Origin of the sequence: Francisella uliginis, assembly GCF_001895265.1 — a bacterium.
Lineage (GTDB): Bacteria > Pseudomonadota > Gammaproteobacteria > Francisellales > Francisellaceae > Francisella > Francisella uliginis.
In genome coordinates this window covers 2,061,086-2,087,775 of record NZ_CP016796.1, presented here as the reverse complement: position 1 = coordinate 2,087,775, position 26,690 = coordinate 2,061,086, and the positions used below count along the sequence as shown (strand labels likewise).

Here is a 26,690-nt window from a genome sequence, read left to right as displayed (position 1 = left end):
GGTGAACAATGTCATATATTAAAAAATTAAGAACACGCCTAGATAATGGCGAGGTAACTTCGGTTGAGTTGACTAAGCAGTATATAGCTAAGATAAAAGATCAAGATAAACAAATAAACTCTGTGATCACTTTGTGTGAAGAGCAAGCTATAAAGGAAGCACAAGAGGCCGATAGTATCATATCTGAGGGTAAACAAGGGCTATTAACAGGTATTCCTATTTTACATAAAGATCTTTTTTGTACAAAAGGTATAAAAACTACAGCAGCATCAAAAATGCTAGATAACTTTATCGCTCCTTATGATTCTACAGTAACAAAAAACTGTAAAGATCAAAGCATGGTAACGCTAGGTAAGCTTAACATGGATGAGTTTGCTATGGGCTCTACTAATGAGCATAGCTATTATGGTGCTGTAAGTAATCCTTGGGACTTAGAAAGAGTGCCAGGAGGTTCTTCAGGAGGTTCTGCTGCTGCGGTGGCTGCTGGATTTGCACCGGTTAGTACAGGTTCTGATACAGGTGGATCTGTTAGACAACCTGCTAGTTTTTGTGGTTTGACAGCTATGAAGCCAACATATGGTAGTACATCTAGGTTTGGCATGGTTGCTTTCTCATCGTCTTTTGACCAGGCTGGGATCTTTGGGCACTACGCAGAAGATGTTGCTATTATGTTAGATACTATTGCTGGTGAGTGTGAGTTTGATTCTACCTGTGTTGGTGCAGAGGAGAGTCTATTTACTAAAGATTTAGAAAAAGATATTGCTGGGAAGGTAATAGGTATAGATGAAAGCTTGATTAAAGATTTACCTGTACAAGTTCAAGATGCAGTACAAAAAACTCTAGAAAGGTTAAAAGAGTTGGGAGCTGAGATTAAACCTGTAAAAGTACCAGACTTAAAGGAGGCTTTATCAACTTATTATATTATTACTCCAGCTGAAGCGGCAGCTAATTTGGCTAGATATGACGGTGTTAGATATGGCTATCGTAATCCTGAAGCTAAAGATCTAGAAGAGCTATATATAAAATCACGCACTGATGGTTTTGGTGAAGAGGTTAAGCGTAGAATTATGATTGGTAACTATGTATTAGCATCTAGTCAGTATGATTCATACTATAACAAAGCTCAGCAATTACGTAGAATGATGACAGATCAGATTAATAAAATATTCACTGAAGTGGATGCTATATTTATGCCAGCATCACCAAGTGAAGCCTTCAAAAAAGGTGATAAATTAGATCCTGTTTCAGCTTACTTATCTGATATTTACACAATTACTGCAAATATTTCTGGTTTACCTGCTATATCATTCCCAATTGGCTTTGCAAATGGTTTACCTGTAGGTGGTCAACTTATGGCAAAAGCATTTAATGATAATGTTTTAACACAAATAGTAACACAGTATCAAAAGCATTATAGTGTTGAAGAATTTATTTTAGAACAAGCGAGGATTTAATAGTGAATTGGGAAATGGTAATAGGACTAGAAGTTCATATTCAGTTAAGTACTAAATCTAAGCTGTTTTCAACTTCTGCAACAAAATATGGACAGCATCAGAATACACAAGCAGCATTTCTAGACTTAGGTCTACCAGGAACATTGCCTGTAGTAAATAAAGAAGTTATTCGTAAAGCAACAATGTTTGGTTTAGCTATTGATGCAAAAATATCAAAAAACAGCTTCTTTGCGCGTAAGAATTATTTTTATCCAGATTTGCCGAAAGGTTATCAGATAAGTCAGTCAACAAACCCTATAGTTCAAGAGGGTACTCTAGATATTGAGACTTCAAAAGGACAAAAAACAATCCGTATAGAGAGGGCTCACCTAGAAGAAGATGCTGGTAAATCTGTTCATGGTTATATAGCTGGAGAGACTGGCTTAGACTATAATCGCGCTGGTACCCCTCTTTTAGAGATTGTGACACATCCAGATTTTAGATCAGCTGAAGAAGTTGTTGTGTATCTGAAAAAATTACACCAACTAGTTAAGCACCTAGGAATTTGTGATGGTAATATGCAAGAAGGATCTTTTAGATGTGATGTGAACCTATCTATCAGACCAGAAGGTCAAGCAGAATTTGGTACACGTGCTGAGTTAAAAAATATTAACTCATTTAGATTTATCGATAAAGCTATTGAGTATGAGTTTGAGCGTCAAGTTGCTGTGCTAGAATCTGGTGGTGAAGTTATTCAAGAGACACGACTTTATGATGCTGATGCTAATGAGACTCGTTCAATGCGTGCAAAAGAAGATGCTTTTGATTATCGTTATTTTCCTGATCCTGATCTTCTACCTTTAATAATTACTGATGAGTATATTGAGAATATAAGAAAGCAGATGCCTCTTAAACCAGAAGAGCGAGAGGCAGTGTATCGCGAGCAGCTAGCAGATCAAGAAGTAGAATTTTTATTGTCAAATCTTGAAATAGCGGACTACTATGATAGGGTTGCATTGGTAATAGGACATAAACCAGCGTATAATTGGGTAACAGTTGATTTAATATCAACATTAAATAGAGCTGAAAAAGAGTTCACTGCTGATATTGTTCCAGCTGAAGTTTTATTAGATATTATTAGTAATGTGCAAAAAGATGTTATTTCACAGGCTAATGGTAAAAAAGTTATAGCTGATTATATTGAATCAGCTGATTCGGTAGAGGCTATTATTGAGAGGCTAGGCTTAAAGCAGGTTTCTGATGAGTCAGCTATACGTGAGTTAGTTCAAAATATAATAGTAGCTAATCCACAGCAGGCAGCAGATTTTAAAGCAGGTAAAACTAAGCTAATGGGCTTCTTTGTTGGTCAAGCTATGAAAGCGAGTAAAGGCAAAGCAAACCCTAAACAGGTCAACCAAATAGTTCAAGAAGAGCTTAATAAATAGGAAGAATGTATTATGAGAAATACAAATAAATTTTACTATGATCTTATGAAGTTAAATGTTTTAAGTAGTAGTTATGTTGATGATGCTTATAAAGCTGCTTGGGAAGGTAATGTTTATCCATTCTTTCATGATAGCAAATATGAGTTTCACTATGAAACTGCAAAGTATTTTGATAGGGCGGATGAAAAAACCATAGATAAGCTTTGTTCATTACTTGATGATTATATTGATGAGAAAGCAGATTTTACTGACTTTGAGAAAAAAGTAGAAAAAATAGTAGGTAAAGGAAATGTGTTTTATGTCCTAAATTATATTTTTAAAGCAGGACAATATAAGAAGCTTCTAGCAAATATCCAGTTAAATAAGATGCATTTTAGTCAGCATTTCATTGATCGTTTTGAAGCACACGGTTACTGGATTTAAAATCTAAATATTTTCTAAAAGTTTATATACACAAAAGCCTATTTTATATATGGATATATCTATTATGGCTAGATGGAGATTTTTTGTTGAATACTTTATGAATAAGAGTTGTATGTTAGTCTTTTTAGCAGATAAAAAGCAACTAAAAAACTAGGTACTGATATAGCTCCTCCTAGTATAAAGAGCATTGAATAACCAATATTAGCAGCTAAGAAGCCACTAATAGACATACCTAGAATGTATATAAGAAGCTCGACACATACTAATATTGTAAAATCTGTACCAGCTTGATCTTTTGAGCTAAATTTCATAAATATAGTATATAAAACAACCATCTCCATAAGCCGAGAAGCCATGTTTAATAAAATAACACCAAATATGATTATTTGATTATCAAGATTATATAAACTAATAAATCCTAAAGAGAAGTAACAAAATCCTCTTATTATGGCTAATAAAGTTAAAAGAGTAGTTTCTCTATAGAAATTAAATAAATAACTTATCAAAGCAGCTCCAAAAATTCCAATAATAGCACTACCAGTTCCCATTATTATGCCTATTGTACTTAGAGGGATATTCGAGTCTACTAAAAATGATGATTGCATACCCATTACTAGCCCCTCACAAGCTCGATAGCTCAGGCAGATAATTAAAAGTATTCTTGTTTCTTTTCTTTTGAAGAAAGACTTTATAGAAGGAATGCTATGTTGATAGTTACTATTTTTATTTTCTTTTATAGATAACATATATAAGCATATACAAACACTTATTAGAGCCATATATAATGTTATATTTTGCCAACCAAGTACTTTATATAAAGCAATTAATGATGCTCCACCTATCATACTACCTAAAGTAGTACCAATTACTCTATAAAAATTACTCCATTGCAAACTTCTAGTATCAGTTTGCTCAATTGAAAACCCATCTACAGCAATATCTTGAGTTGCTGCAATAGAAGATAGTAAAAAAGCAAAGACAAAAATATAACTAGTATAATCTTTAGGATTATAAGCAGAGAATATCAAAAATAGTAATATAGTAAAAAATTGCATCATTAAAAACCAACTTTTTCTTCTACCTATTCTATTTACGCATCTCTTATCAACTAGTGGAGCCCATAAGAATTTCACAACCCATGGCAGTAGCAGAATACTAAAAAGTCCAATTTTTTCTAAAGAAACACCTTCTGATCTTAGGATTGTAGGTAATCCAAAAGTACAGAAATATAATGAAATAGCTTGGGCTAGATATAGTGTTGTGATATCAAAACTTCTTTTTTTCATATTAGATTATCTTGCATTAATATTTGTCGAGCTTTTTCCCAGGCGGCACTAGAGTTGTTAGTTACTATACAACGAAAGGGCATTCCTTTGGTCATAGCTGGAGCGTTGATTTTTTTGATCATTATAGGATCTTGTGTGATCCGAATCATACCTAGACACCACTTGGCTAATTCAGGTTTTGATTCTTTAAACCATTTAGCTTGCTTTATTCTAGCTTTATGCTCAAATTGATAGTTTTCTGAGAAGGAACTAATTACTAAGAATTTTTGTTTTTTTCTAAGTATTTCATTACAAGTTTTAAGCCAGTTAATAGCATCTTTATAGGTTGGCGAGCTACCAAAGTGCATTTTAACTATCGGCCATTTTGAGATATCACATTTAATCATGATAGGTTACCTTCAATAAAAGTATCTTTAGAACAACTAAATAGATAAGCTTGTTTTTCTGGTAATGTTATTTCTCCTTGATTACTATATCCTATTTTTGGAGCTATTTTTTGAAAAGGAGTAACTCTAATATCTGGTTCAAAGATAACCTTAGAGGCATTGAGGTTAGAAAAACAATATTTACTAAGAGCTTTAACAAGAAGCTTAGAATATCCTTTACCTACAGCATTTTCAGGGCCTATTAAAAGGTGCCAACCATAGTCACCTTCTTTAGAAGAAAAGTAGTTAGCGATACGATCGTCTTTAACCTTATAAACTTCAGCATAAGCTATTTCCTCGCCATCTACTGATAGTATAAATAAGTTCTGGTTTGGCTTTGATAGCATATTGCAGAAGTGTTTTTTAAGCTGTGACTTTGATTTATCTAGACTCCAAAACTTTGCAACATGGGGTTTATTCATCCATGAATGAATAGTATCTAGATCTTTTTCTAGATGAAAAGCTCTTAATGAAACTCTGTCATATCTAAATATATCGTTATTTATATTTTCAAAGTTCTTAGTAAGAAAAAGTGGATTATCAAGTTGACCTGTCGATATAACTTTTGGTCTTTCTGAATAATCACTATATCCTACCTCAAAGATTCTTAATCTATTTAAGCAAAGTTTCTCAAATTTTGGCTTGTATAGATCAAAACGTTTAAAGCGAGAGTGTAGTTCTGGTTGGCTAAATTGATAACGCTGTATGCATTCATGTAATTTTTGATAAAAAGATAGCTCTGGATAGTTTACTTTGTCAGCAAGTATCGATGATATATACCTATAATGAACGACAAATAATCCTGTGTGGATAAATTGCAATAAATAATCATCTTCAACTTGAGGGATTGCGTCTTTTACTTGCTGTGGTAATGATGCTAATTCATCTACAGGATTTTGACAAATATTTATATCATCAACAAAATCCTTCATGGCTAAACCGACAGGAAGATTATTTTTAGTAATTAATATACTATTTTCGCCATGTGGTGAAAAAACCATACCGTATTTATATAAGAAATGTAGTAGTGCCGGAACTGTATTTTCAAAGAACATTTCTAACCACTGATCTATACTTAAACAAGATTCATTTATCATTTCACAAATAATGCTTTTATCATTATGATCTATATGAGTTAAAGCAGCCATAGTTATAGCATTTTCATTCTCTCTTAATCGAGTATGGATGCTTTCTCTCCAGATTGCTCCTAACTGTTCTGTAAAGTAGTATGGAGTTTCTGATATCTCTGAGTAGTAAGGATGTTTACAGTAAGCACTGGCTAATTCTCCGAGTAAGATAAAATTTTGATTAGCTAAGAATTGGTCTTGTTTTGCTATATTTTTAACCCATTCTGTAAGTATAGGAGCATTAACTGTTTGATCTTTTGGAAGCCCTCTATAAATTGCAGTATTTAATATATTTAAAGGAAGCTTTATACTGTGCTTTTCTGGGTGAGATATATTTGACATAGTTCTTATGGATTGCATTGCCAAATGTTGATCTGTTGATTTGCCAAGAAATATAATATCTTTATCAGCGATATATTTAGCAAATTGTTGCATTAGAGCATTTTTCCATTGCCATGGATGAACAGGTAAAATATAAAAATCATTAGGATCTTTATCATTCATTTTGATCTTTTTATTAAAACTTTCTAAAGTTTCTGAGTTAATCTCTTTATTTGTTATCTGTGAGTAGTTTAGATTTGATACGCATGAGAAGGTCACTAAATCTTTATTTATAGCTATCCAGGAGAGATTTATGATTTTTTGCATTTCAGGGGTATAGTTGGCATAGTCAGAGGCATTAAAACCAACACGTCCTTTATTTATGACAAACCATGGGTGACCTGTCATATTTCCTTCTATATATGCATAAGGAAGTTTATAAATATCTTTAGCAGAAGGTTTATCTTTGTCTAGGATAGCAATGTCAGCATATATGGTATTATTAAGCTCTTTTATAAAATGAGCAGTTGTTGTGGGATTAATTTTTGTTATAGGTAATGTATCTATAATAAGTTTTATTGCATCATTAGCAATTTCAGAGCTATTATTTTGATATCTTGTAACAGAGTTTTTATGGACAATGATGTTTCCATAAATTCTTTTAGATGCTTTAAACTTGTAATATAAAGAAGAACTGATTTCTAGAGTATAAAGTTCTTGATCTATATCTTTTAGTACTGGGTTAAAGATTCCTTCATAACTAAATTCAGAAATTATTTTTTCTAATAAGCGTGTACTAGCTACTTTGTAATGATTTATTTTTTTATTCATAGAGATAATCTCCTAGTATTTTTATGCGACTTTAATATTTGTTTTTTGAATTAAATATTTTTTTGGTATTCCAAAGCTTGAAAAAGCGTTGTTTAATGGAATTTTATAAGCTTCTTCATTAAGAAGTCTATTGGCAATTATGGTGTTTCTGTATGCACCTAACCCTAAGTCAGGTGTACCAACACCATGGGTATGCATTTCAGCGTTTTGGACAAAGATATTTAGATTTATTTCTTGAGTTATCAGTTTGTAATCTCTAGTTATATTAAGTTGATTATTTTCATCACGCTTAATAAATTTATTTATATTTTTAAGAGCATTATTTATATCTGTTTTATATCCGGTTGCTGCAATAACTCTGTCTGTTTTGATTGAAAAATCTTTGCCTTGTTGATTGTGATAAAAAGAACAATAAAGTTTGCTACTATTATTTACTGTTATTAATTCACTATTTGCAATAAGTTCAGCACTATTTTTGTTTTGAATTGTTTCTTCATAGAGAACATCGTAAATATCTGAAATAGTCTCAGCACTTATACCCTTATACAATAAATCTTGCTCTTTTAGAAGTTCTGGTTTTTTTGTATCACGAAGGTTATAAAAGTAATCAATATAATCTGGTGAGAAGTGCTCTAATCCAAGTTTAGAGTATTCCATAGGGAAGAAACCTTTACTTCTAGTTAGCCAGGTAATCTTTGTTGAATCATTTTTCGATTTCATTAAATCTAAAAATATCTCACCAGCACTTTGACCAGAGCCTATAAGAGTTACATGTTGATCTTTTAGAGTTTCATTTTTTATATTGAGATACTCACTACTATGGTGGACATTTTTTGTATTAGCAATATGGCAAGGAAGTTGAGGTGATGTCCCTAGACCAAGTACAATGCTTCTTGTTAGATATGAGCTTTCATTATCATATTTATCCTTAACTGTTACATTCCAAAATTCATTATTGGATTCTTTTAGATAATCTATATTTGTGACTTCGTAGCCAAACTTACAAGAATCACAGCTTTTAGCAACCCATGAGCAGTAATCATTATATTCTTGCCTAGGAATAAAAAAGTTCTCTTTGAAATAGAACTTATAAAGTCGGTTTTTTTCACTTAAATAGTTTAGAAAAGTGAACTTATTCGTTGGGTCAGCCATAGTTACTAAGTCTGCTAAAAATGGTACTTGTAGCGTTGTCCAGTTCATCATTAGTCCTGGGTGCCAGCAAAAGTTTTCTTTTTTATCAAAGAAAATACTTTTTATAGGTTTATCATTTAAAAGAGCGGCCAATCCTAGGTTAAATGGCCCAATTCCTATTCCAATAACATCATAAATCTTCATATAACCTCCTTAAAGGGATTATTATTAGTATTAACGTAAATTGATTGGCTTGTTAAAGGCGCTTGTAATTCATCAAGACCATTAAGCCTTGTACGTAGGTTAGCTTTTAGTGGTAATTGATCTAGGTTTAGAATTTTTTTTACGAATCTATTACAAGTTTGGTATTTATCTAAAAAACCGTTTAAAAAAGAGATAGTTATTTTTATTAGGTCTCTCTCACTAATATATCCAGTGTTAGCTATAGCCTCAATAACAGAGATAAGCTGGTTAACTATAAAGTAATAGCAGAAATGATGGTCTATAAATTCCTGAGATTCTTCACACAAATCACTAATATTGCCAAAGTTAGCTTTATTAAGTTCGGGGTGATCTTTTATATAGTAATATCCTTGGCTATCACGATAGTAGCTTTCAACAGGTAAACCATGTTCTAATTTAACGAGTAAGTTTTGCTGATGCGCCTCTAGAGCAATACCATATTTTGAATATAGCCAAAGTATAGGAGCAATAGCAACTGATAGATATGTTTCAAACCAGTAAATAGCAGCATCATAAGTAGGGGCATTATTATGTACACTAAAATATTGAATTAGTGAGCTTATACGTGTTCTTTCATTAAATGGGTTAGGTTCAGTTAAGCTAGCAATACATGCAATATCATCTTGAGGATTAAAATCTGCATTACGAATGATACATATGCTTGGATCAAAAATTTCATTATTGATTTTAATTGCTGAGTAAGCAGGATCTGTAATTAAATTAAAATATGGGAACTCTTTATCTAATATAGGTTTTAGGTGATCTTTATATAATCTGTGAACAGCTAAGCTTCGACTACATTCTTTGGCTAAATTTATTCTGACTGAATTTGTAATAGCAATACTTAATGAAAACTTTAACATGATATTAAGTTCTGGTGAATATAGAGTCCTAATTGATGTAGTTGGATAAAACCATGGTCCCATGACTCCAATATCAATTATTTTACTTTCAGCTTTATATTTTTTTATTTCATCTTGTTTTGCTAAATATTTTGCTTGCCAAGGATGTAGTACAAAAACCTCGTAGTTTTTATCTTGTTTTATTAGAATGTTTTCCTTTTCTAAGAAGCTTAGAAAAATATCGTTAACACTTTTATCAAGTAGGGAATGTGTTTCTAATATATTCTTATCAACATACATATAATGAAGTTGTAGCTTACCATTTGTTTCAGGGGAATATTTGATAAATTCGTCTGCTGAAAAACCTTTTCGACTTTTTGGATCAGGTTGTAGTCTGTGTCCTCTTATAAGATTCTGTTCATTTGCGAGAAAAGAGCTTTGGCAGCCAAAGAACTCATCCAGCTTATGCTTTCTGTTTTGTAATATAGCTGTAATATTCATTGTAGAGTCTGATATTCTAGCTATAAAATCTTTAGGAGCATTTAGTTCTTTAGTGATTAAGAGTACTGCTTCAAGAGGATCTAATTTTAACCTTTCTTGTTGCTTAATTAGATAGCAAGGAAGCTGCCATATTGGTGATTTTAATATTGGAGAAATTTTTACTGAGATTTCAAATCTTGATTCTATAGAGTCTAAATTTATACTAAACTGATATCCGTCATCTAAGTTTTTATCTAAATTATAATTATCAAACTCACGATAATAGCAGTTAAGAAAATTTTTTAGAGTGATCTCATTAGCGTATTTAATCATTTTTACTTACCTCTATTTGATTTTTGAGTAAATCACCATGTATTTTTATTTGGCTAAGGCAATCATTGATTAACTCTTGCGTGATCATTGGATTAACCAGGGTGATTTTTAAATAGATGTTTTTATTAACTTTTGTTTGTGCAATAGCAAAACTGCCACTATGAAATATAAACTTATGAATCTTACTATTAATAGAGTTTAGGTTAGATAAGCTTATTTTTTTATCAAAATACCTAAAGACAATGGTATTAAGGCTATTATTAAGATGTTGATTTTTTTCATATGCCAGTTTTAAGCTTTTATCGTTGCTTACTATTTCAATAGTTTCTGTAGTCGTTTCAATAATATGGTTTATCCATTTTGAAAATAGATCTGTACCACTACACTGTAATGATATAAAAATCTTAAGAGCATCAAATCGACGTGTTGTTTGGATTGATTTATCTACTAAATTTAAGCAATCAAAACCATCATTATCTGGATTAAGATAATCTGCGTGGTAGTTAAGAAGCTCAAAGTTTGATTTATCTCTGCAGAAAAAAGCACCACAGCTAATTGGTTGGAAAAAAAGCTTATGAAAGTCTATTGTCACCGAATCAGCTAGTTCTAAACCAGTAAGTCTATGTTTATAGTTATCAGATAGTATTAGAGCACCACCAACAGCAGCATCTGCATGTAACCAAATATTATTTTTATTGGCGATTTCTGCTATTTCTTTAATATTATCAATACAGCCAAAATCAGTGTCGCCAACTGTCGTAACTATGCATATAGGGATTAAATTCTGTGCTCTAAGGTTAGCTATTTTGGATGTTAAATCTTGTGTATCTAGCTGAAGATTGTGATCTGTTTTTATTGGCTCAATGGAGTTTTTGCCTAATCCTAATATAGATAAAGACTTATGCACAGAGAAGTGCGTTTTTTCTGTACATAATATCCGAAACCTGTTAGCAATATTTGGTAATCCAATATCTGCTATTTTATGATTTAGAATGCTCTCACAATAATAATCTCTAGCTAGAAGTAGCCCCATTAGATTTGATTGAGTACCGCCACTTGTAAATATACCATCTGATTTTTTGTTATTTGTATAAATTAGTGAGCTTAGCCAATTGGTAATGTTTTGTTCAATATATGTGGCAATAGGGCTTTGATCCCAAGAGTCCATAGACTGATTTAATGCTGAGATAAACATTTCAGCAACTAATGATGGTATCATTACAGGGCAATGTAAATGAGCCATTGATGTTGGGGAGTTTATATTTAGAGAGTTTCTAAAAATATCATTTAATTGATTCTCTATAATATTTTCTAGATTTTTAGGTCGTTCACCTATTTTGAAATCACTGACCATATTTTCAAATTGTTTAGCATTTTTACCACTAAAGATAGTATTGTTGTTTAGGTTGTTTGTGATTATCTCTAGAGCATTTTGAATATTGTGCTTATACGAGTTAATACTTTCATTAGAGTTGTTTAAGAAATACTTATTAAGATCTAAGCTCATAGATTCTCCTTAATAGAGCTTTCTAATATTTCTACTACTTGATCAATTTGCTCTATAGTTATAGTTAGAGGAGGCAGAAATCTAATTGTTCCGCCAAAACGTCCTCCAAGCTCAACAATTAAACCTTTTTCAAAACAAGTTTTTTTAATACTTAGTGCCTTCTCTCCATCTGCTGGTAGACTTCCAATTACATCAGGAACAAGTGAAGTATCAACAATCTCCATACCAATCATTAGTCCTTCACCACGAACATCGCCAATAATACTATATTTAGTTTTTAGGTCATTTAGCTTATTAAAAAGATATTTGCCTGTTTTAGTTACCTGTTCTAAAAACTCTGGGTTGTTTACTTTATTTAAAATGACGCTACCGGCAGCCATTGCTAAAACATTGCCACGAAATGTTCCAGTGTGAGCTCCAGGCTTCCAAGTATCTAGATGACTTTTGTAGAGTATTACAGATATAGGAAGGCCTCCTCCAAGTGCTTTTGATAGAACTATCACATCAGGATCAATCCCCGCTTTTTCAAAAGCATATAAGTATCCAGTTCTTCCTATACCACATTGGACTTCATCAACAATTAGAGGAATATCTAGCTCTTTAGTAAGCTCTCTTATCGCTTTTAGCCATTTTACTGGAGCTGGAATTACACCTCCTTCACCTTGAACTGGCTCTAATATAATTGCAGCTGGCTTTTTTATACCACTCTCTGGATCTTTTAATAGGCGAGAAATCATTTGTATATTTACATCAATGCTTTGCTCGTCTTTTAAGCCAAAAGGGCAGCGGTATGAATATGGATAAGGAAGAAAATGGGTATAAGGAGTAAGTCCATAGATATTCTCTTTCGGCTCTAAATTACCCATTAGAGATAGCGTCCCTTGAGTCATACCATGGTAAGCACCATGAAAGGCTATGATGTTTTCTCTACCAGTTGCAGTTTTACATAATTTTATAGCTGCCTCTACTGCATCAGATCCACTAGGGCTACAGAACTGAATTTTTGTTTTGCCATAGTAAGAGGAAGGTAGGCTATTTAATAGTTGATCCATAAAGCTATGTTTTTCTTCAGTAAGTAAGTCTAATGTATGTATTGGAGTTTCCTTATCTAGTGTTGAAAGAATAGCTTCTTTGATCTCTGGATGATTGTGTCCAAGAGCAATACTTCCTGCACCTGCTAGACAATCTATATATTGTTTTCCTTGTATATCAGTTAGGTAGACTCCATGAGCCTTTTTTATAACGAGTGGGTTTTTTCGTGGATAGCTTCTAGCATTCGATTCCCAGTTAGACTGATTTTCTAGCATTGATTGTTGAAGAAAATGATTCATTAAAATATCCTGTTAATTAATATTGATAATCATTATCATTTAGAATATATTTAAATGCAACCATTAATTACAAAAAAATAATTTTATGAAAAAAAATATTAGTGTTGCCAAGTTTGGGGGAACTAGTGTAGGGGATATTTTTGCAATACAAAAATGTATTAATATAGTAAAAAAGAATAATGATATAGCAATTGTTGTAGTAAGTGCTCAAGCAGGAGTTACTAATTTGCTCGATAAACTTTTAGCTAGCAATATTACTGATTATAAAGAAATTATAGTCAAACTGCATGGCATTATAGATCCTATTGTTAATGATGTTGGAAGTATTATAAAGCGCCATATAGAAGTTCTATTTAGTGAATTAGATGTTTTATGTCTGACACTATATCAAGCTAAATCACAAAACCTAAAATTACATGCGCAAATATTATCTTTTGGAGAGAGAGTTTCGGCATGCATCTTTAATCAGGCATTGAAGAATAATAATATAAACTCAGAATATATCGATGCAAAAAAAATTATAAAAACTCAAGGCTGTTATATTAAAGCAAAACCTATTCTTGAGAATATTGCTAGGCAGGCAAAGAAATATCTAAATGACACTATTAAGATATTTGTATTAGAAGGTTTTATTGGCTCAAATAGACAGGGTGAGACAACAGTTTTAGGCAGAGGAGGGAGTGATTATTCAGCGGCTCTTGTAGCTGAGGCTATTAAGGCAAATATGTTATATATTTGGACAGATGTTACAGGAATTTACCAAGCAGATCCAAAGCTTATACCTAAATCACAGGTAATAGAAAAAATAAGTTTTGAGGAAGCTATTGAACTGGCAAATTTTGGAGCAAAAGTTCTGCATCCAGATACCTTACAACCAGTGTTAAGAAGCAATACTAAGGTTTTTGTAGGTTCTACTTTTTGGCCGGATAAAGGTGGTACTTATATAGATAATGATAAAGTAAATAAGAATAGTATGATTAAGGCTGTTACCGAGAGGAGAAAGCAAACTTTAATTAATATAAAATCTTTAAATCAAGATATATCGAGTATAGCGAATCAGGTGTTTTTAGTTTTAAAAAAGTATGATTTAAATGCTGAGATATTTAAGTTAACAGCGACGAATTTTTCTTTTGTTATTACTCAGATTGACTATGTTATAGAGCAGTTGATACTTAAAGATTTAGCACAGTTGAGAGAAGTAGAGATAAGTTTAGAGCATAATCTACTTTTAACAGCTATTATTGGAAATAATTTAGATAAAATACCAAGTTTACTAAATAATATTTCAGAGCGTCTAAATCCTTTGAATATAAAATTATCCGGCTATGGAGCTACTGGAAAGAGTCTATATTTATTAAGTGATAACCACAATTGCCTAGAGATGGTATATAAAGAGTTATTTTAGGCAGACTATAAACTAAAACTATTTTTCTCGGCAAGACTTACATTTGACATAAAGGTTTAAGCTGTGATCTATTAACTCTGCGCCAAATGATTCAGCAATTTGTTTTTGAAGTTTTTCTATTTCTTCATTGTAGAACTCTTGAATTTCATTGCATTCGATACATATGATGTGGTCATGATGGCTCCCTTGATTTAATTCATACATAACCTGGTCGTTATCTAACTTAAGCCGACTTACTATTCCAGCTGATTCAAACTGTCCTAGAACTCTGTATACAGTAGCTATACCAGTACTACTTCCTTGAGATTTAAGTTCAGAAAATACATCATCAGCACTAAAATGTTTTTCAAGATTTTCTTCAAATAGTTTTAATATTTCTAAGCGGGGTTGGGTGACCTTAAAGCCAAACTTTTTTAGATCAAAATTTTTAGGACTCATTTTTTATATTTTATGACTATTTCTAGAATGAATTTTGACATAGTTCTTACCTTTAATGCAAATATTAAAAGTATTTTAGATGATAGATTTGCTTAAAACGTCATCGATATGCTTTGTTTTAGTTATAAGTTAGTATTTTGTGAATTATATGTTAATTCAATGTGTTGTATGAATTTTTTGGTTATACATCTAGTGTTAATGCGCTTCTAATTTTGTACTTAGGGGTTAATTATGCTATCATTGGCTTACTAATTATATTTATAAAATCCTTCTATGGTTACTAGTGTTTATGAGCAATTTGCTCCGATTTTGATATTTCTTATTATTGCTTTTGGGTTGGGTGCTACTTTTGCAATAGTTGGTAAGGTATTATCTACTATTGTTGGTGCGAATAATCCAGGAGAAACAAAGGGTGAAACATTTGAGTGTGGCTTCCCAACTTTTGGTGATGCTAGAGAAAAGCTAGATGTACGATTTTATTTGATTGCGGTGCTTTTCTTAGTTTTTGATTTAGAGCTAGCGTTTATTATTCCTTGGGGGATAAATTTGAGAGCTAGTGCTGGCTTTCCAGCTATTTCAGGGCACGCATTTGTGGCGATGATTATATTTTTAGTTGTGCTGTTTCTAGGTTTGATATATGCCTGGAAGAAAGGAGCTTTAGAATGGGAATAGGTAACGAAAATAAAGGGTTCATAACAGCAAGTGCAGATGCGCTTATAAACTGGGTACGAACTGGATCTTTATGGCCTGTTACAACAGGTCTAGCATGTTGTGCTGTTGAGATGATGCACGCAGGTGCTGCAAGATATGATTTAGATAGGTTTGGAGTTGTTTTTAGACCTTCTCCAAGACAATCAGATGTTCTTATCGTGGCTGGAACTTTATGTAATAAGATGGCGCCAGCTTTAAGACAAGTTTATGATCAGATGCCAGATCCTAAGTGGGTAATCTCTATGGGTTCTTGTGCAAATGGGGGTGGTTATTACCATTACTCTTATTCTGTTGTTAGAGGTTGTGACAGGATCGTTCCTGTCGATATATATGTTCCAGGATGTCCTCCAACCGCTGAGGCTTTAGTCTATGGAATCATACAGCTGCAAAACAAGATTGTTAGAACAAATACTATAGCGAGGAAGTAGTAGTGGGCGTTTCTTTACAGGACCATTTTAATAATCTAAATAAGGTTTTAGATGGTTTAGGTGTTAAAAGCTATATTGCTTATAATGAAATTACGATTGAGGTGAAAGATCAAAGAGATATTCATCTTGTTCTTAAAAAGCTTAAAAAAGGATATTCTTTTGAGCAATTAACTGATGTGACAGCTGTTGACTATTTGACTTATGGTCAGTCTGACTGGCAGGTTGGTAAAGTCGTGTCACAGCAGGGCTTTTCAAGAGCGCGTCAGCAAGACTTTAAAACTGCAGATGTTACGAATAGATTTGAGATTGTTTATCAGCTATTAAGTATGGCAAATAATGCTCGTGTTAGAGTTAAATGTAAGCTAAAAGACTCGCAAATTATCTTGATAGACTCTGTTAGTGATCTTTGGCCTTCAGCTAATTGGGCTGAAAGAGAAGTTTATGATATGTTTGGAATTTATTTTAACAATCATCCTGACTTAAGAAGAGTTCTAACAGATTATGGTTTTGTGGGGCATCCTTTAAGAAAAGATTTCCCTCAGACTGGTTATGTTGAAATGCGCTACGATGAGAATCTTGGTAAAGTTGTGTATGAGCCTGTAGAGATTGATGACAGAGTAAATGCGCCAAGAGTTATTCGTAATTAAATAAAACTGTGGATTTATGAAATGGCAGAGTATAAAAACTATACATTGAATTTTGGTCCAGTTCACCCGGCGGCACATGGTGTTCTTAGGCTTATTTTAGAACTTGATGGTGAAAATGTTGTTCGAGCAGATCCTCATGTAGGGTTGCTACATAGAGGTACGGAAAAACTTGCTGAGTTTAAGCCGTATAATCAAAGTATTGGCTATATGGATAGGCTGGATTATGTATCAATGATGTGTAATGAGCATGCTTATGTCATGGCAATAGAGAAATTACTTGAGTTGGAAGTGCCAGAAAGAGGTCAATATATTCGAGTGCTATTTGCTGAAATGACAAGGATTCTTAACCATCTTTTATGGGTTGCTGCCTGTGGTATTGACTTGGGTGCAATGACTGTTTTCTTGTATGCTTTTAGAGTTAGAGAAGATCTTTTTGATTGTTATGAGGCGGTATCTGGCGCGCGTATGCATGCAGCATACTTTAGACCAGGCGGAGTGGCAAGAGATTTGCCGACACAAATGCCTCAATATCAGCAAACTAGGTTTACTAGTAAAAGAAAAAATAAAAAGATAAATGCTAATAGACAAGGTAGCATGTTAGACTTTTTAGACTCTTTTGTTGTTGATTTTGAAAAGTCACTTGATGAGATTGATACTCTTTTAACAGATAACAGGCTTTGGAAACAAAGAACTGTTGATATCGGTGTTGTTACTGCTGAGAGAGCTAAAGAACTTGGTTTTACAGGTCCTATGCTTAGAGGTAGTGGTGTTGCTTGGGATATCAGAAAAGCTCAGCCATATGAGGTCTATGATAAGTTAGACTTTGATATTCCTGTGGGAGCTAATGGCGACTGTTATGATAGGTATCTTGTTAGAATGGCAGAGATGCGTGAGTCAAATAAGATTATGAAGCAGTGTGTTGATTGGCTAAGAGCTAATCCTGGTCCTGTAATTTCTGAAGATTTTAAAGTTGCTCCTCCAAAAAGAAATGCGATGAAAAATAATATGGAAGAGTTGATTCATCACTTTAAGCTTTTTTCAGAAGGGTATTGTACTCCAGAAGGCGAGGTTTATGTTGGTACTGAACATCCTAAGGGTGAGTTTGGGGTGTATATAAGATCAGATGGTGCGAATAAACCGTATAGGTTGAAAATGAGAGCTCCAGGTTTTGCAAATATTAGTGCAACGGATGAGTTGTTGGCGGGACATATGTTGGCAGATGCTCCAGCAATTATCTCAACAATTGATGTTGTGTTTGGTGATGTGGATAGGTAGAGGAAAGATGTCTTTAGTAGATTTAATATCGCCGCAAGCGAGAGAAGATATTGATAGGGTTTTAAGTAAATTTCCAGCAGATCAAAGAAGATCTGCTATTTTAGAAGGTTTACATATTTTACAAGACCAAAACGGTGGTTTTTTAACTGATGATTTACAAACAGCTTTAGCAGAGTATCTGCAAGTTAGCAAAGTTGACGTTTATGAGGTTGCTACATTTTACTGTATGTATGATCTTAAACCAGTTGGTAGGCATAAGTTAAACCTTTGTACTAATGTTTCGTGTATGTTAAACGGAGCGTATGATATCTTAAAGCATATTGAGGAAAAACTTGGCATTAAACCTGGCCAAACGACAAAAGATGGTCGTATAACTCTGAAAGAAGTAGAGTGTCAAGGTGCGTGTTGTGGTTCACCAATGTTAGAGGTGGATAAAGTTTTTTATGAAAATTTGACTATAGAAAAAGTGAATCAACTTATTGATTCTTTGGAGTAGTTGTAAATGGCTAATGAAGTTTGTTTTCGAACCCTGCATTTGGATGAGTCACACAGTTTAGAGTCTTACTTATCTGTAGGGGGGTATTCTTATTGGAATAGGATATTAACTGAAAAAATCCCTCCTGAACAGATAATAGAAGAGTTAAAAATATCTGGTCTTAGAGGTAGAGGCGGAGCAGGTTTTCCTACAGGGTTAAAGTGGAGTTTCATGCCACGTAATACACCTGGGCAAAAATATGTAGTTTGTAATTCAGATGAAGGTGAGCCTGGGACTTGTAAAGATAGGGAGATCTTAAGAAGAAATCCACATCAACTTATTGAAGGTATGGCTATCGCTGGTTATGTGGTTGGCGCTACAGCTGGTTATAATTATACTAGAGGCGAGTTTTATGAGCCGATAAGAAGGTTTGAAGATGCTCTTATAGAAGCATATCAAGCAGGTATTTTAGGCTCTAACATAAAATCATCAGGAATTTCATTTGATTTGTATTCTGCTGTTGGTGCTGGCGCATATATATGTGGTGAAGAGACTGCTCTTTTAAATTCTTTAGAGGGTAAAAAGGGACGTCCAAGATTTAAGCCACCGTTTCCGGCGTTTGTAGGTTTGTATGGCAAGCCAACAAATATAAACAATACAGAAACTTACGCCTCAGTCCCTGCAATATTGCAGCATGGTGGAGAGTGGTTTAAGAAGTTAGGTACTGAAAAAAGTGGCGGTACAAAAATGTTTTGTGTTTCTGGACATGTTAAAAAGCAAAGAGTGGTTGAGATTGGTTTAGGGATGCCTTTTAAAGAGCTATTAGAGATGTGCGGTGGCATGCGTAATGGCAATAAGTTAAAAGCTGTGATTCCTGGAGGAAGCTCTTCAAAGATTTTAACAGGCGAAGAAATGATGAATGCTAACATGGATTATGAATCTATAGCTGAAGCTGGTTCAATGCTTGGTTCTGGAGCTGTTGTAGTTCTAGATGAAACTACTTGTATGGTAAGAACTTTAGCTAGGTTGGCTGATTTTTATCATGAAGAGTCTTGTGGTCAGTGTACTCCATGTAGAGAAGGTACTGGTTGGTTAGCTCGTACATTACATAGGATTGTTGCCGGTGACGGTAGGCCTGAAGATATAGATAGTCTTGTAAGAGTTGCGACAAATATCGAAGGAAATAGTATTTGTGGTTTAGGTGATGCAGCAGCATGGCCAGTGCAAAGTTATATAAACAAATTTAGAGATGAGTTTGTATATATGATTGAGAATAATGGTAAAAGTATAGTGGATCAATAGTTGATTGAGGTAGTTCTGTGTCAGACAATAAAGAATCCAAAAGAATAAATATAGAGATTGATGGTAAGAATTATGAAGCCTTGCCTAATCAATCAATTATAGAGGTTGCAGATGAGAATGGTATTTACATTCCAAGATTCTGCTATCATAAAAAATTATCGGTAGCTGCCAATTGTAGAATGTGTTTGGTCGATGTTGAGGGTGCTAGAAGAGCATCTCCAGCTTGTGCGACACCTATTATGGATGGTATGAAGATTAAAACTCGTTCAGAAGCTGCATTAAAAATGCAAAAAGATATGATGGAGTTTTTGTTAATAAACCATCCTTTAGACTGTCCTATATGTGATCAAGGTGGCGAATGTGAACTTCAAGATATCGCTATGGGATATGGTAAAACAGCTTCTGAATATGTTGAAACAAAAAGAGCTGTGGAAGATCCTGATTTAGGTTCATTAGTGGCAACTGATATGACGAGATGTATTTTGTGTACGCGTTGTGTTCGCTTTGGCGAAGAGGTTGCTGGGGTTAAGGAGCTTGGTGTTATGGGTAGGGGAGACCATTCTTCTATCAGTACTTATATTTCAGGAGACATGGTTGATTCAGAAGTATCTGGTAATGTCATTGATTTATGTCCTGTTGGAGCTCTTACATCAAAACCGTTTAGATTTAAAGCAAGATCATGGGAACTTAAGCAATATCCAGCAATTTCAGCAGGTGATGCTTTAGCTACTGAGATAAATGCCCATGTTTATCAAAACAAGCTAGTTAGGGTTGTACCTCGAGAAAGCGAGACGACAGGAACATGGATAGCTGATAGAGATAGGTTTGAGTATGCTGGCCTATATAGTCAAGAAAGAATTCAGCAACCAATGATTAAAAAATCAGGTGGTTGGTCTAATGTTTCTTGGGAAGAGGCTCTTGACTTTGTTAAAGTGGCTATTGAAAAAACTAAAGAAAAAGATGGAGTTGATGCTATTTCGGCTATTATGTCTGAAGCTTCAACATCAGAAGAAATGTTTTTGATGAAAAAGCTATTAGCCTCTGTAGGATCAAAAAATATAGATGCTCGTGTGAGACAGTATGCTGATATCTCAGGAATTAGCTCTGGTAAAGGCCTTAGTTGTTCTTTGGATGATATCAGAGAAAGTGACTTTATATTAGTCTTTGGCTCTAATATTAGAAAAGAATATCCATTGGTTAACTTAGCTGTTAAAGATGCGGTAGATAAAAACGGTGCTAAAGCTGTTGCTTGGAATGTTTGTGATTATAGTTTTAACTATGACGTTAAGCAGGTCAGATTAGCTGCAGATAATATTCAATACATAGCTTTATCATTGCTTAAAGCAATTTTTGTCAGAGCAAATCTACCTTATGGTGATTTAGATGAGATATTAAGGAAGGTTGATCCTGCTGCAGAAATAAGAGAAGCTGCGGATAGAATAATAGCTGCGGAAAATCCAAAGATAATTATTGGTCAAGATATCGTTAACTCTGATGGCTTTGAAACTGTTTTTTGTGTCTTAGATGTTTTAGAGAAAGTTACAAATATTAAAGGCGGTGTTTTAGCGAGTAGTGTTAACTCAGTGGCTGCAGATAGAATATTAAGTTCTTCTAAATCGAAGTTTAGCACTTATAAATGTCTAAATGGTCAAACTAATACAAAACTTCTTTTAACAGCTCATACTGAGTTAGCTAAGGATAGCCTGTATGGTGAACAGAAGCTTAGAAAAGCTTTAGATGATATAGATATAGTTGTAAGTTTTACTCCATTTGCAGATAAATTTACTAAAGATACCTCAGATATAATTATTCCAATAGCAACTCATTACGAAACTAGTGGTAGTTTTGTTGATATGTTTGGTACTAAGAAGGACTTTAAGCAGGTTGTTAAGCCTTATGCTGAAAATAAAGAGTTGTGGAGAGTGCTAAGAGTGATTGGTAATCTTCTTGATCTAGAAGGTTTTGAGTATAACTCTATAGATGAGGTTTCTCAAGATGCTTATGCTAATCGAGCTAGAGTGTCTATAAATCATGTTACTCAAATATTAAATGCCAATCTTGACTATCAAAAAAATATAGCATTTTTAGCATCTAATCCGACTTATGGTTCTAGTAGTTTGCTTAGAAGAGCTGAGCCACTACAGCAAACAAAAGATGCTAAAAGATTTGTTGGAGTAAGAATATCTCAAGAACTAGCTGATGATATAGGTTTAAAAACTGAGTCAGGGACTGTTAGGATTTATGATATAGATAATGAGATAAACCCGGAAGTTGTTGTTGATGCAAGTTTGCAGGCTAAAAATATTATGATTCCAAGAAGTCTGTTTAAAGATTTTATGCTAGGAGATAGTGTAAATATCAAACTAGTAGAAGAGGAGAAGTAATATGATAACGTATATTTTATGGACTGTACTGTATACATTGTTAATAATAATTCCTCTAATATTAGTTGTTGCGTATTATACTTATGCTGAAAGAAAAGTTATAGGCTATATGCAAGATAGATTAGGTCCAAATAGGGTTGGTTCATTTGGTTTATTACAGCCAATATTTGATGCTTTAAAACTTTTCTTAAAAGAAATAATTATTCCAAATAAGTCAAATAGATATTTATTTTTTATTGCACCTATTTTGGCTTTTGCGCCAGCGTATGCAGCATGGGCTGTTATTCCTTTTTCAAAAGGCGTTGTGCTATCAAATATGAACTTAGGGTTGTTGTATATATTAGCAATGACCTCATTTTCAATTTATGGAATTGTAATAGCAGGCTGGGCGTCAAATAATAAATACTCTTTATTTGGAGCTTTAAGAGCAGGCGCTCAAGTTATATCATATGAGCTAGCTATGAGTTTTTCTATTGTGGGTGTTGTGATTGCAGCAGGTTCAATGGGAATTACAGGCATTATAGAGGCTCAAGCTGGTGGGATATGGCACTGGTACTTTATTCCATTGTTTCCGCTATTTATTGTATATTTTATTGCTGGTATAGCTGAGACAAATAGAGCTCCTTTTGACGTTGTTGAAGGTGAATCGGAGATTGTTGCTGGACATCATATAGAATATACAGGAGCTAGATTTGCTTTATTCTTCTTAGCGGAATATGCAAATATGATCTTAATTAGTATTTTGACAGCTATCTTGTTTTTAGGTGGTTGGAATTCTCCATTCCAAGCGACTCCTTTAGAGCATCTATTTAGCTTTGTACCTGGTGTTATTTGGTTGTTTGGCAAAACAGGTATCTTTATGTTTATGTTTTTATGGGTAAGAGCTACATATCCTAGGTATAGATATGACCAAATCATGCGTTTAGGTTGGAAGATATTCATACCTTTAACATTTGTTTGGGTAGTAGTTGTTGCTTGTATGGTTAGATTTGGCTTAGGGCCTTGGTGGTAAAAGGATAGTGATATGAGAAATGTAACAAATTTTTTTAAAACCTTTTTACTGTGGGAACTTCTAAAAGGTCTTAAAGTAACAGGTAAGCACTTTTTTACGCGTAAGGTTACGGTACAGTATCCCGATGAGAAGACTCCAATATCTAATAGATTTAGAGGCTTGCATGCCCTTAGACGCTATGAAAATGGTGAAGAAAGATGTATTGCATGTAAATTATGTGAAGTTGTTTGTCCTGCTTTAGCTATTACAATTAATTCAACAGAAAGAGAAGATGGCTCGCGTAGAACTTCTAGCTATGAGATAGACCTGTTTAAGTGTATTTTCTGTGGCTATTGTGAAGAGTCTTGTCCTGTTGATTCAATTGTTGAGACAAACATTTTGGAATACCATTTTGAAGAGCGTGGTGAGAATATTATGACAAAAGCTAAACTTCTTGCTGTAGGAGATAAATATGAGTCGCAAATAGCTGCTGATAGACTGCAAGATAAGGATTTTAGGTAAGAAAATGATTGTGACAGATATTTTATTTTATATTTTTGCATCGTTAGCTATTATTTCTGCATTAGTATTAGTGTTGGGGAATAACCCAGTTAACTCTGTAATTGCGATGATATTTACATTTATATTTACAGCAGCAGTTTGGATTATTTTACAACAAGTATACTTAGCATTATTGCTTATAGTTGTTTATGTTGGCGCTGTGCTGGTAATGTTCTTATTCGTAGTGTTTATGTTGGATCTACATGTTGAGAAAGAAGGGAGAGTCGGTAGATTTTTCTATGCTTTAGCTGCTGTGATCGTTTGCGCTATATTTGCGACAATTATTAGCTATGCTGTAACACATGTTTTTGCAGATGCTACTATGCAAGGTGGTGTTGGTGGATTGAAAGTGATAGGTTCAACTATGTTTAATAACAATAACCTATATGTATTTGAGCTTATAGACTTTATATTGTTAGCGGCTATGACTGCAGCGATAACTCTAACGTTGCGACCAAAACGTAAAGATAATAAAGCGGTTAACCCAGCTAAGCAGGTTAAGGTTAGAGCAAAAGATCGTCTAACTATGGTGAAAATGCCAAGTAATAAAGAGGGTGCGAAAGATGGGCAGTAGTATCTCAGTTTCAGTTACAGATGGATTAGTTTTTAGTACAATTTTATTCGTTATAAGTGTTGCAGGCATTATTATAAATAGAAGAAGTATTCTTATACTATTAATGTCTATAGAGCTAATGCTTTTAGCAGTTAATACAAACTTTTTGATATTTGCTAATATGCATCATCAAGCGATGGGTGGAGTTTTTGTGTTCTTTATAATGGCAGTAGCAGCTGCTGAAACGGCAATAGGTTTAGCTATTGTTGTTGCAATATCGAGAAAACGCAAAACTATTGATTTAAGTAAACTTAATACACTGAGAGGTTAATCAAGCTATGATAATAAGTAATCAACTAGCAGCTGTATTAATCGCAGTTATAGTTTTAGCACCTTTACTAGGAGCAATAATTGCTGGTTTTGGTGGTAAATCTGTTAAAAATGCAGGTGTTAATTTTTTCACAATTTTACTATGTGGACTTTCTTTTGTCCTTAGTGTGATTTTAGCTTGCGGTGTATTTGGTGGTTCTGAAGTCTATAGTGTTAGCTATTATCAGTGGGCTCCAGTTTCAAATATGTTTTCTTTTGATGTTGGTTTTACTGTAAATAGAATTACAGTATATATGATGTTAATAGTGACATTTGTATCAACATTAGTACATATCTATTCTATCGGCTATATGAAAGGCGAAGAAGGGTATGCGAGATTCTTCTCATATATCTCTGGCTTTACTTTTGCAATGCTATGTCTAGTTATGGGTAACAACTTCCTACTTTTATTCTTTGGTTGGGAAGGCGTTGGTTTATTCTCATATTTACTAATTGGTTTTTATTTTAATAGAGATAACGCTAATGTGGCAAGCTTAAGAGCTTTTATTGTAAACAGAATAGGGGATCTAGGTTTCTTATTGGGTATTGGAGCAGTAATTTTATATACAGGATCTGTAGACTATACAACTGTTTTTGCGGCTTTACCAAATATTGATAATACTCAAGTTGTACACTTTTTAGGAATGAGTTTTAGTCCTGTTACTTTAATGTGTGTGCTTCTATTTATAGGCGCTATGGGTAAATCAGCACAGTTTCCATTACACTCTTGGTTAGAAGGATCGATGGAAGGTCCTACACCAATTTCAGCATTAATACACGCTGCAACAATGGTTACAGCAGGTGTGTTTATGGTCGCTAGGCTTTCTCCAATGTTTGTCCTGTCTGAAGCTGCTTTAAGTTTTGTACTTATTATAGGTGCGATTACTTGTTTATTTATGGGCTTAATCGCTATTGTACAAACAGATATTAAAAGAGTTATTGCTTATTGTACGTTATCTCAACTTGGTTATATGATGGTTGCACAAGGTGCTGGAGCGTTCTCAATTGGTATGTTCCACCTTATGACTCACGCAATGTTTAAAGCATTATTGTTCTTAGCAGCAGGTTCTGTAATTATTGCAATGCATCATGAGCAAGATATTCGTAGAATGGGTGGTTTAAGAAAATATATGCCAGTAACTTACTTATGTATGTTTATTGGTGCATGGGCGCTTGCAGCATTACCACCATTTTCTGGTTTCTTCTCTAAAGACTTGATCATTGAGGCAGCCCACACAACAACAGTGTTTGGTCATCAGTTTGCATATTATATGGTATTAGCGTGTGCCTTTGTAACATCTTTTTATATATTCAGAATGTTCTTCTTGGTATTTCATGGTAAAGAGAGAATGTCTGATGAAGAGAAATCACACCTTAAAGAGTCTTCTTTAAGCATATTGATACCTTTAATCTTATTGGCAATACCTTCTGCTTTTATTGGTGAGTACTTCTTTACTAGTATACTATCGCAAAGTCATGGGTTATTTGGTGACACAATAAGCTCATATGCTCAAGCAGGGTTACATGGTATGTCTGTTACAGCTGACTTAGCAAATGAACCAGATACTTTAAATGCATTTACTTTTATCAAGCATTCAGTTTCAACTGTACCTTTCTGGTTGGCTATCAGTGCTTTAGTATTATCGTATGTGCTATATATATGGATTCCGAGCATTCCAAGAGCCTTAGCTAGTACAAAATCTGGTATCGGAATTGTTTATCATATTTTAGTAAAAAAATACTTCATCGATGCACTATATGATGTTGTTTTTGTAGCTATTTTCTTAGCTATTAGTAACTTCTTGTGGAAAGTTATAGATATATTCATCATAGATAAAGCAATTGTGCAAGGCACATCTAGCTTAATTTATCATACAGGTGATAGTTTTAGAAAAATTCAACGTGGATATTTATTTGACTATGCATTTGTATTGATGATAGGTGTACTGTTGTTTATGATTTTGCTGATTTTGGTTTAGGCAGGTTAGGGGTA

General features: G+C 33.6%; 24 protein-coding genes. 16 read left to right on the top strand and 8 right to left on the bottom strand.

The annotated features are described in order from the left end of the window. Positions 1–8: 8 nt before the first annotated feature. From gatA to F7310_RS09680, 3 genes are read left to right on the top strand one after another with little or no spacing between them, the layout of a single operon-like run. On the top strand, positions 9–1,454 hold the full coding sequence (gene gatA / locus F7310_RS09690) for an Asp-tRNA(Asn)/Glu-tRNA(Gln) amidotransferase subunit GatA (RefSeq protein ID WP_072713380.1): 1,446 nt from the start codon (positions 9–11) through the stop codon (positions 1,452–1,454). A gap of 2 nt (positions 1,455–1,456) precedes the next feature. Continuing rightward, positions 1,457–2,878 carry an Asp-tRNA(Asn)/Glu-tRNA(Gln) amidotransferase subunit GatB gene (gene gatB, locus F7310_RS09685; protein WP_145951751.1) on the top strand — a complete coding sequence of 474 codons (1,422 nt, stop codon included), beginning with the start codon at positions 1,457–1,459 and terminating at the stop codon, positions 2,876–2,878. A 12-nt stretch (positions 2,879–2,890) separates the two neighbouring features. Beyond that, entirely contained in the window at positions 2,891–3,301 is a 411-nt protein-coding gene (locus F7310_RS09680) for a hypothetical protein (protein WP_072713379.1), read from the top strand. A gap of 95 nt (positions 3,302–3,396) precedes the next feature. On the opposite strand, the gene F7310_RS09675 is transcribed toward F7310_RS09680, so the two are convergent. Genes F7310_RS09675 through F7310_RS09645 form a run of 7 tightly spaced genes read right to left on the bottom strand, consistent with a single transcriptional unit; the run spans position 3,397 to position 13,158 of the window. After that, on the bottom strand, positions 3,397–4,587 hold the full coding sequence (locus F7310_RS09675; RefSeq protein WP_072713378.1) for an MFS transporter: 1,191 nt from the start codon (positions 4,585–4,587) through the stop codon (positions 3,397–3,399). Continuing rightward, positions 4,584–4,973 (bottom strand): hypothetical protein, encoded by a 390-nt coding sequence (locus F7310_RS09670; protein ID WP_072713377.1) that lies wholly within the window; start codon positions 4,971–4,973, stop codon positions 4,584–4,586. Before F7310_RS09670 ends, F7310_RS09675 begins: the two co-directional genes overlap by 4 nt. After that, the gene (locus tag F7310_RS09665) at positions 4,970–7,291 is read right to left on the bottom strand and encodes a GNAT family N-acetyltransferase (RefSeq protein ID WP_072713376.1); all 2,322 of its coding nucleotides are present in this window, start codon (positions 7,289–7,291) and stop codon (positions 4,970–4,972) included. The genes F7310_RS09670 and F7310_RS09665 overlap by 4 nt, the downstream gene beginning before the upstream one ends. A 21-nt stretch (positions 7,292–7,312) precedes the next feature. Next, positions 7,313–8,626: a lysine N(6)-hydroxylase/L-ornithine N(5)-oxygenase family protein gene (locus F7310_RS09660; RefSeq protein ID WP_072713375.1), complete on the bottom strand. Its 1,314-nt coding sequence runs from the start codon at positions 8,624–8,626 to the stop codon at positions 7,313–7,315. After that, on the bottom strand, positions 8,623–10,320 hold the full coding sequence (locus F7310_RS09655) for an IucA/IucC family protein (RefSeq protein ID WP_072713374.1): 1,698 nt from the start codon (positions 10,318–10,320) through the stop codon (positions 8,623–8,625). The genes F7310_RS09660 and F7310_RS09655 overlap by 4 nt, the downstream gene beginning before the upstream one ends. Further along, positions 10,313–11,827 carry a pyridoxal phosphate-dependent decarboxylase family protein gene (locus F7310_RS09650; protein WP_072713373.1) on the bottom strand — a complete coding sequence of 505 codons (1,515 nt, stop codon included), beginning with the start codon at positions 11,825–11,827 and terminating at the stop codon, positions 10,313–10,315. Before F7310_RS09650 ends, F7310_RS09655 begins: the two co-directional genes overlap by 8 nt. Next, positions 11,824–13,158, bottom strand: a complete 1,335-nt coding sequence (locus tag F7310_RS09645) for a diaminobutyrate--2-oxoglutarate transaminase family protein (protein WP_072713372.1) — start codon at positions 13,156–13,158, stop codon at positions 11,824–11,826. Before F7310_RS09645 ends, F7310_RS09650 begins: the two co-directional genes overlap by 4 nt. An 85-nt stretch (positions 13,159–13,243) precedes the next feature. Between F7310_RS09645 and F7310_RS09640 the strand changes: the two genes are divergently transcribed. After that, positions 13,244–14,563, top strand: coding sequence for an aspartate kinase (locus F7310_RS09640; protein ID WP_072713371.1), 1,320 nt, complete (start codon positions 13,244–13,246; stop codon positions 14,561–14,563). Positions 14,564–14,581: 18 nt separating this feature from the next. Here F7310_RS09640 and F7310_RS09635 read toward each other — a convergent pair whose 3' ends face one another. Beyond that, positions 14,582–15,001, bottom strand: coding sequence for a Fur family transcriptional regulator (locus F7310_RS09635; protein ID WP_072713370.1), 420 nt, complete (start codon positions 14,999–15,001; stop codon positions 14,582–14,584). A 273-nt stretch (positions 15,002–15,274) separates the two neighbouring features. Between F7310_RS09635 and ndhC the strand changes: the two genes are divergently transcribed. Genes ndhC through nuoL form a run of 12 tightly spaced genes read left to right on the top strand, consistent with a single transcriptional unit; the run spans position 15,275 to position 26,676 of the window. Then, the gene (gene ndhC, locus F7310_RS09630) at positions 15,275–15,673 is read left to right on the top strand and encodes an NADH-quinone oxidoreductase subunit A (protein WP_072713369.1); all 399 of its coding nucleotides are present in this window, start codon (positions 15,275–15,277) and stop codon (positions 15,671–15,673) included. Beyond that, positions 15,664–16,140 carry a NuoB/complex I 20 kDa subunit family protein gene (locus tag F7310_RS09625; protein WP_072713368.1) on the top strand — a complete coding sequence of 159 codons (477 nt, stop codon included), beginning with the start codon at positions 15,664–15,666 and terminating at the stop codon, positions 16,138–16,140. The genes ndhC and F7310_RS09625 overlap by 10 nt, the downstream gene beginning before the upstream one ends. A 2-nt stretch (positions 16,141–16,142) precedes the next feature. Continuing rightward, on the top strand, positions 16,143–16,787 hold the full coding sequence (locus tag F7310_RS09620) for an NADH-quinone oxidoreductase subunit C (RefSeq protein WP_072713367.1): 645 nt from the start codon (positions 16,143–16,145) through the stop codon (positions 16,785–16,787). 21 nt (positions 16,788–16,808) lie between these two features. Beyond that, positions 16,809–18,062, top strand: coding sequence for an NADH-quinone oxidoreductase subunit D (locus F7310_RS09615; RefSeq protein WP_072713366.1), 1,254 nt, complete (start codon positions 16,809–16,811; stop codon positions 18,060–18,062). Between the two features lie 7 nt (positions 18,063–18,069). Further along, the gene (locus F7310_RS09610) at positions 18,070–18,558 is read left to right on the top strand and encodes an NADH-quinone oxidoreductase subunit NuoE family protein (protein WP_072713581.1); all 489 of its coding nucleotides are present in this window, start codon (positions 18,070–18,072) and stop codon (positions 18,556–18,558) included. Between the two features lie 6 nt (positions 18,559–18,564). After that, positions 18,565–19,839 carry an NADH-quinone oxidoreductase subunit NuoF gene (gene nuoF / locus F7310_RS09605; protein ID WP_072713365.1) on the top strand — a complete coding sequence of 425 codons (1,275 nt, stop codon included), beginning with the start codon at positions 18,565–18,567 and terminating at the stop codon, positions 19,837–19,839. 17 nt (positions 19,840–19,856) lie between these two features. Continuing rightward, on the top strand, positions 19,857–22,223 hold the full coding sequence (gene nuoG / locus F7310_RS09600; RefSeq protein WP_072713364.1) for an NADH-quinone oxidoreductase subunit NuoG: 2,367 nt from the start codon (positions 19,857–19,859) through the stop codon (positions 22,221–22,223). 1 nt (position 22,224) lies between these two features. Continuing rightward, positions 22,225–23,235, top strand: coding sequence for an NADH-quinone oxidoreductase subunit NuoH (gene nuoH / locus F7310_RS09595; protein WP_072713363.1), 1,011 nt, complete (start codon positions 22,225–22,227; stop codon positions 23,233–23,235). 12 nt (positions 23,236–23,247) lie between these two features. Next, positions 23,248–23,736: an NADH-quinone oxidoreductase subunit NuoI gene (gene nuoI, locus F7310_RS09590; RefSeq protein ID WP_072713362.1), complete on the top strand. Its 489-nt coding sequence runs from the start codon at positions 23,248–23,250 to the stop codon at positions 23,734–23,736. Between the two features lie 4 nt (positions 23,737–23,740). Then, the gene (locus tag F7310_RS09585; protein ID WP_072713361.1) at positions 23,741–24,349 is read left to right on the top strand and encodes an NADH-quinone oxidoreductase subunit J; all 609 of its coding nucleotides are present in this window, start codon (positions 23,741–23,743) and stop codon (positions 24,347–24,349) included. Beyond that, positions 24,339–24,659 (top strand): NADH-quinone oxidoreductase subunit NuoK, encoded by a 321-nt coding sequence (nuoK, locus tag F7310_RS09580; RefSeq protein WP_072713360.1) that lies wholly within the window; start codon positions 24,339–24,341, stop codon positions 24,657–24,659. The genes F7310_RS09585 and nuoK overlap by 11 nt, the downstream gene beginning before the upstream one ends. 7 nt (positions 24,660–24,666) lie before the next feature. Beyond that, on the top strand, positions 24,667–26,676 hold the full coding sequence (nuoL, locus tag F7310_RS09575; RefSeq protein WP_072713359.1) for an NADH-quinone oxidoreductase subunit L: 2,010 nt from the start codon (positions 24,667–24,669) through the stop codon (positions 26,674–26,676). The last annotated feature ends 14 nt before the right edge of the window (positions 26,677–26,690 follow it).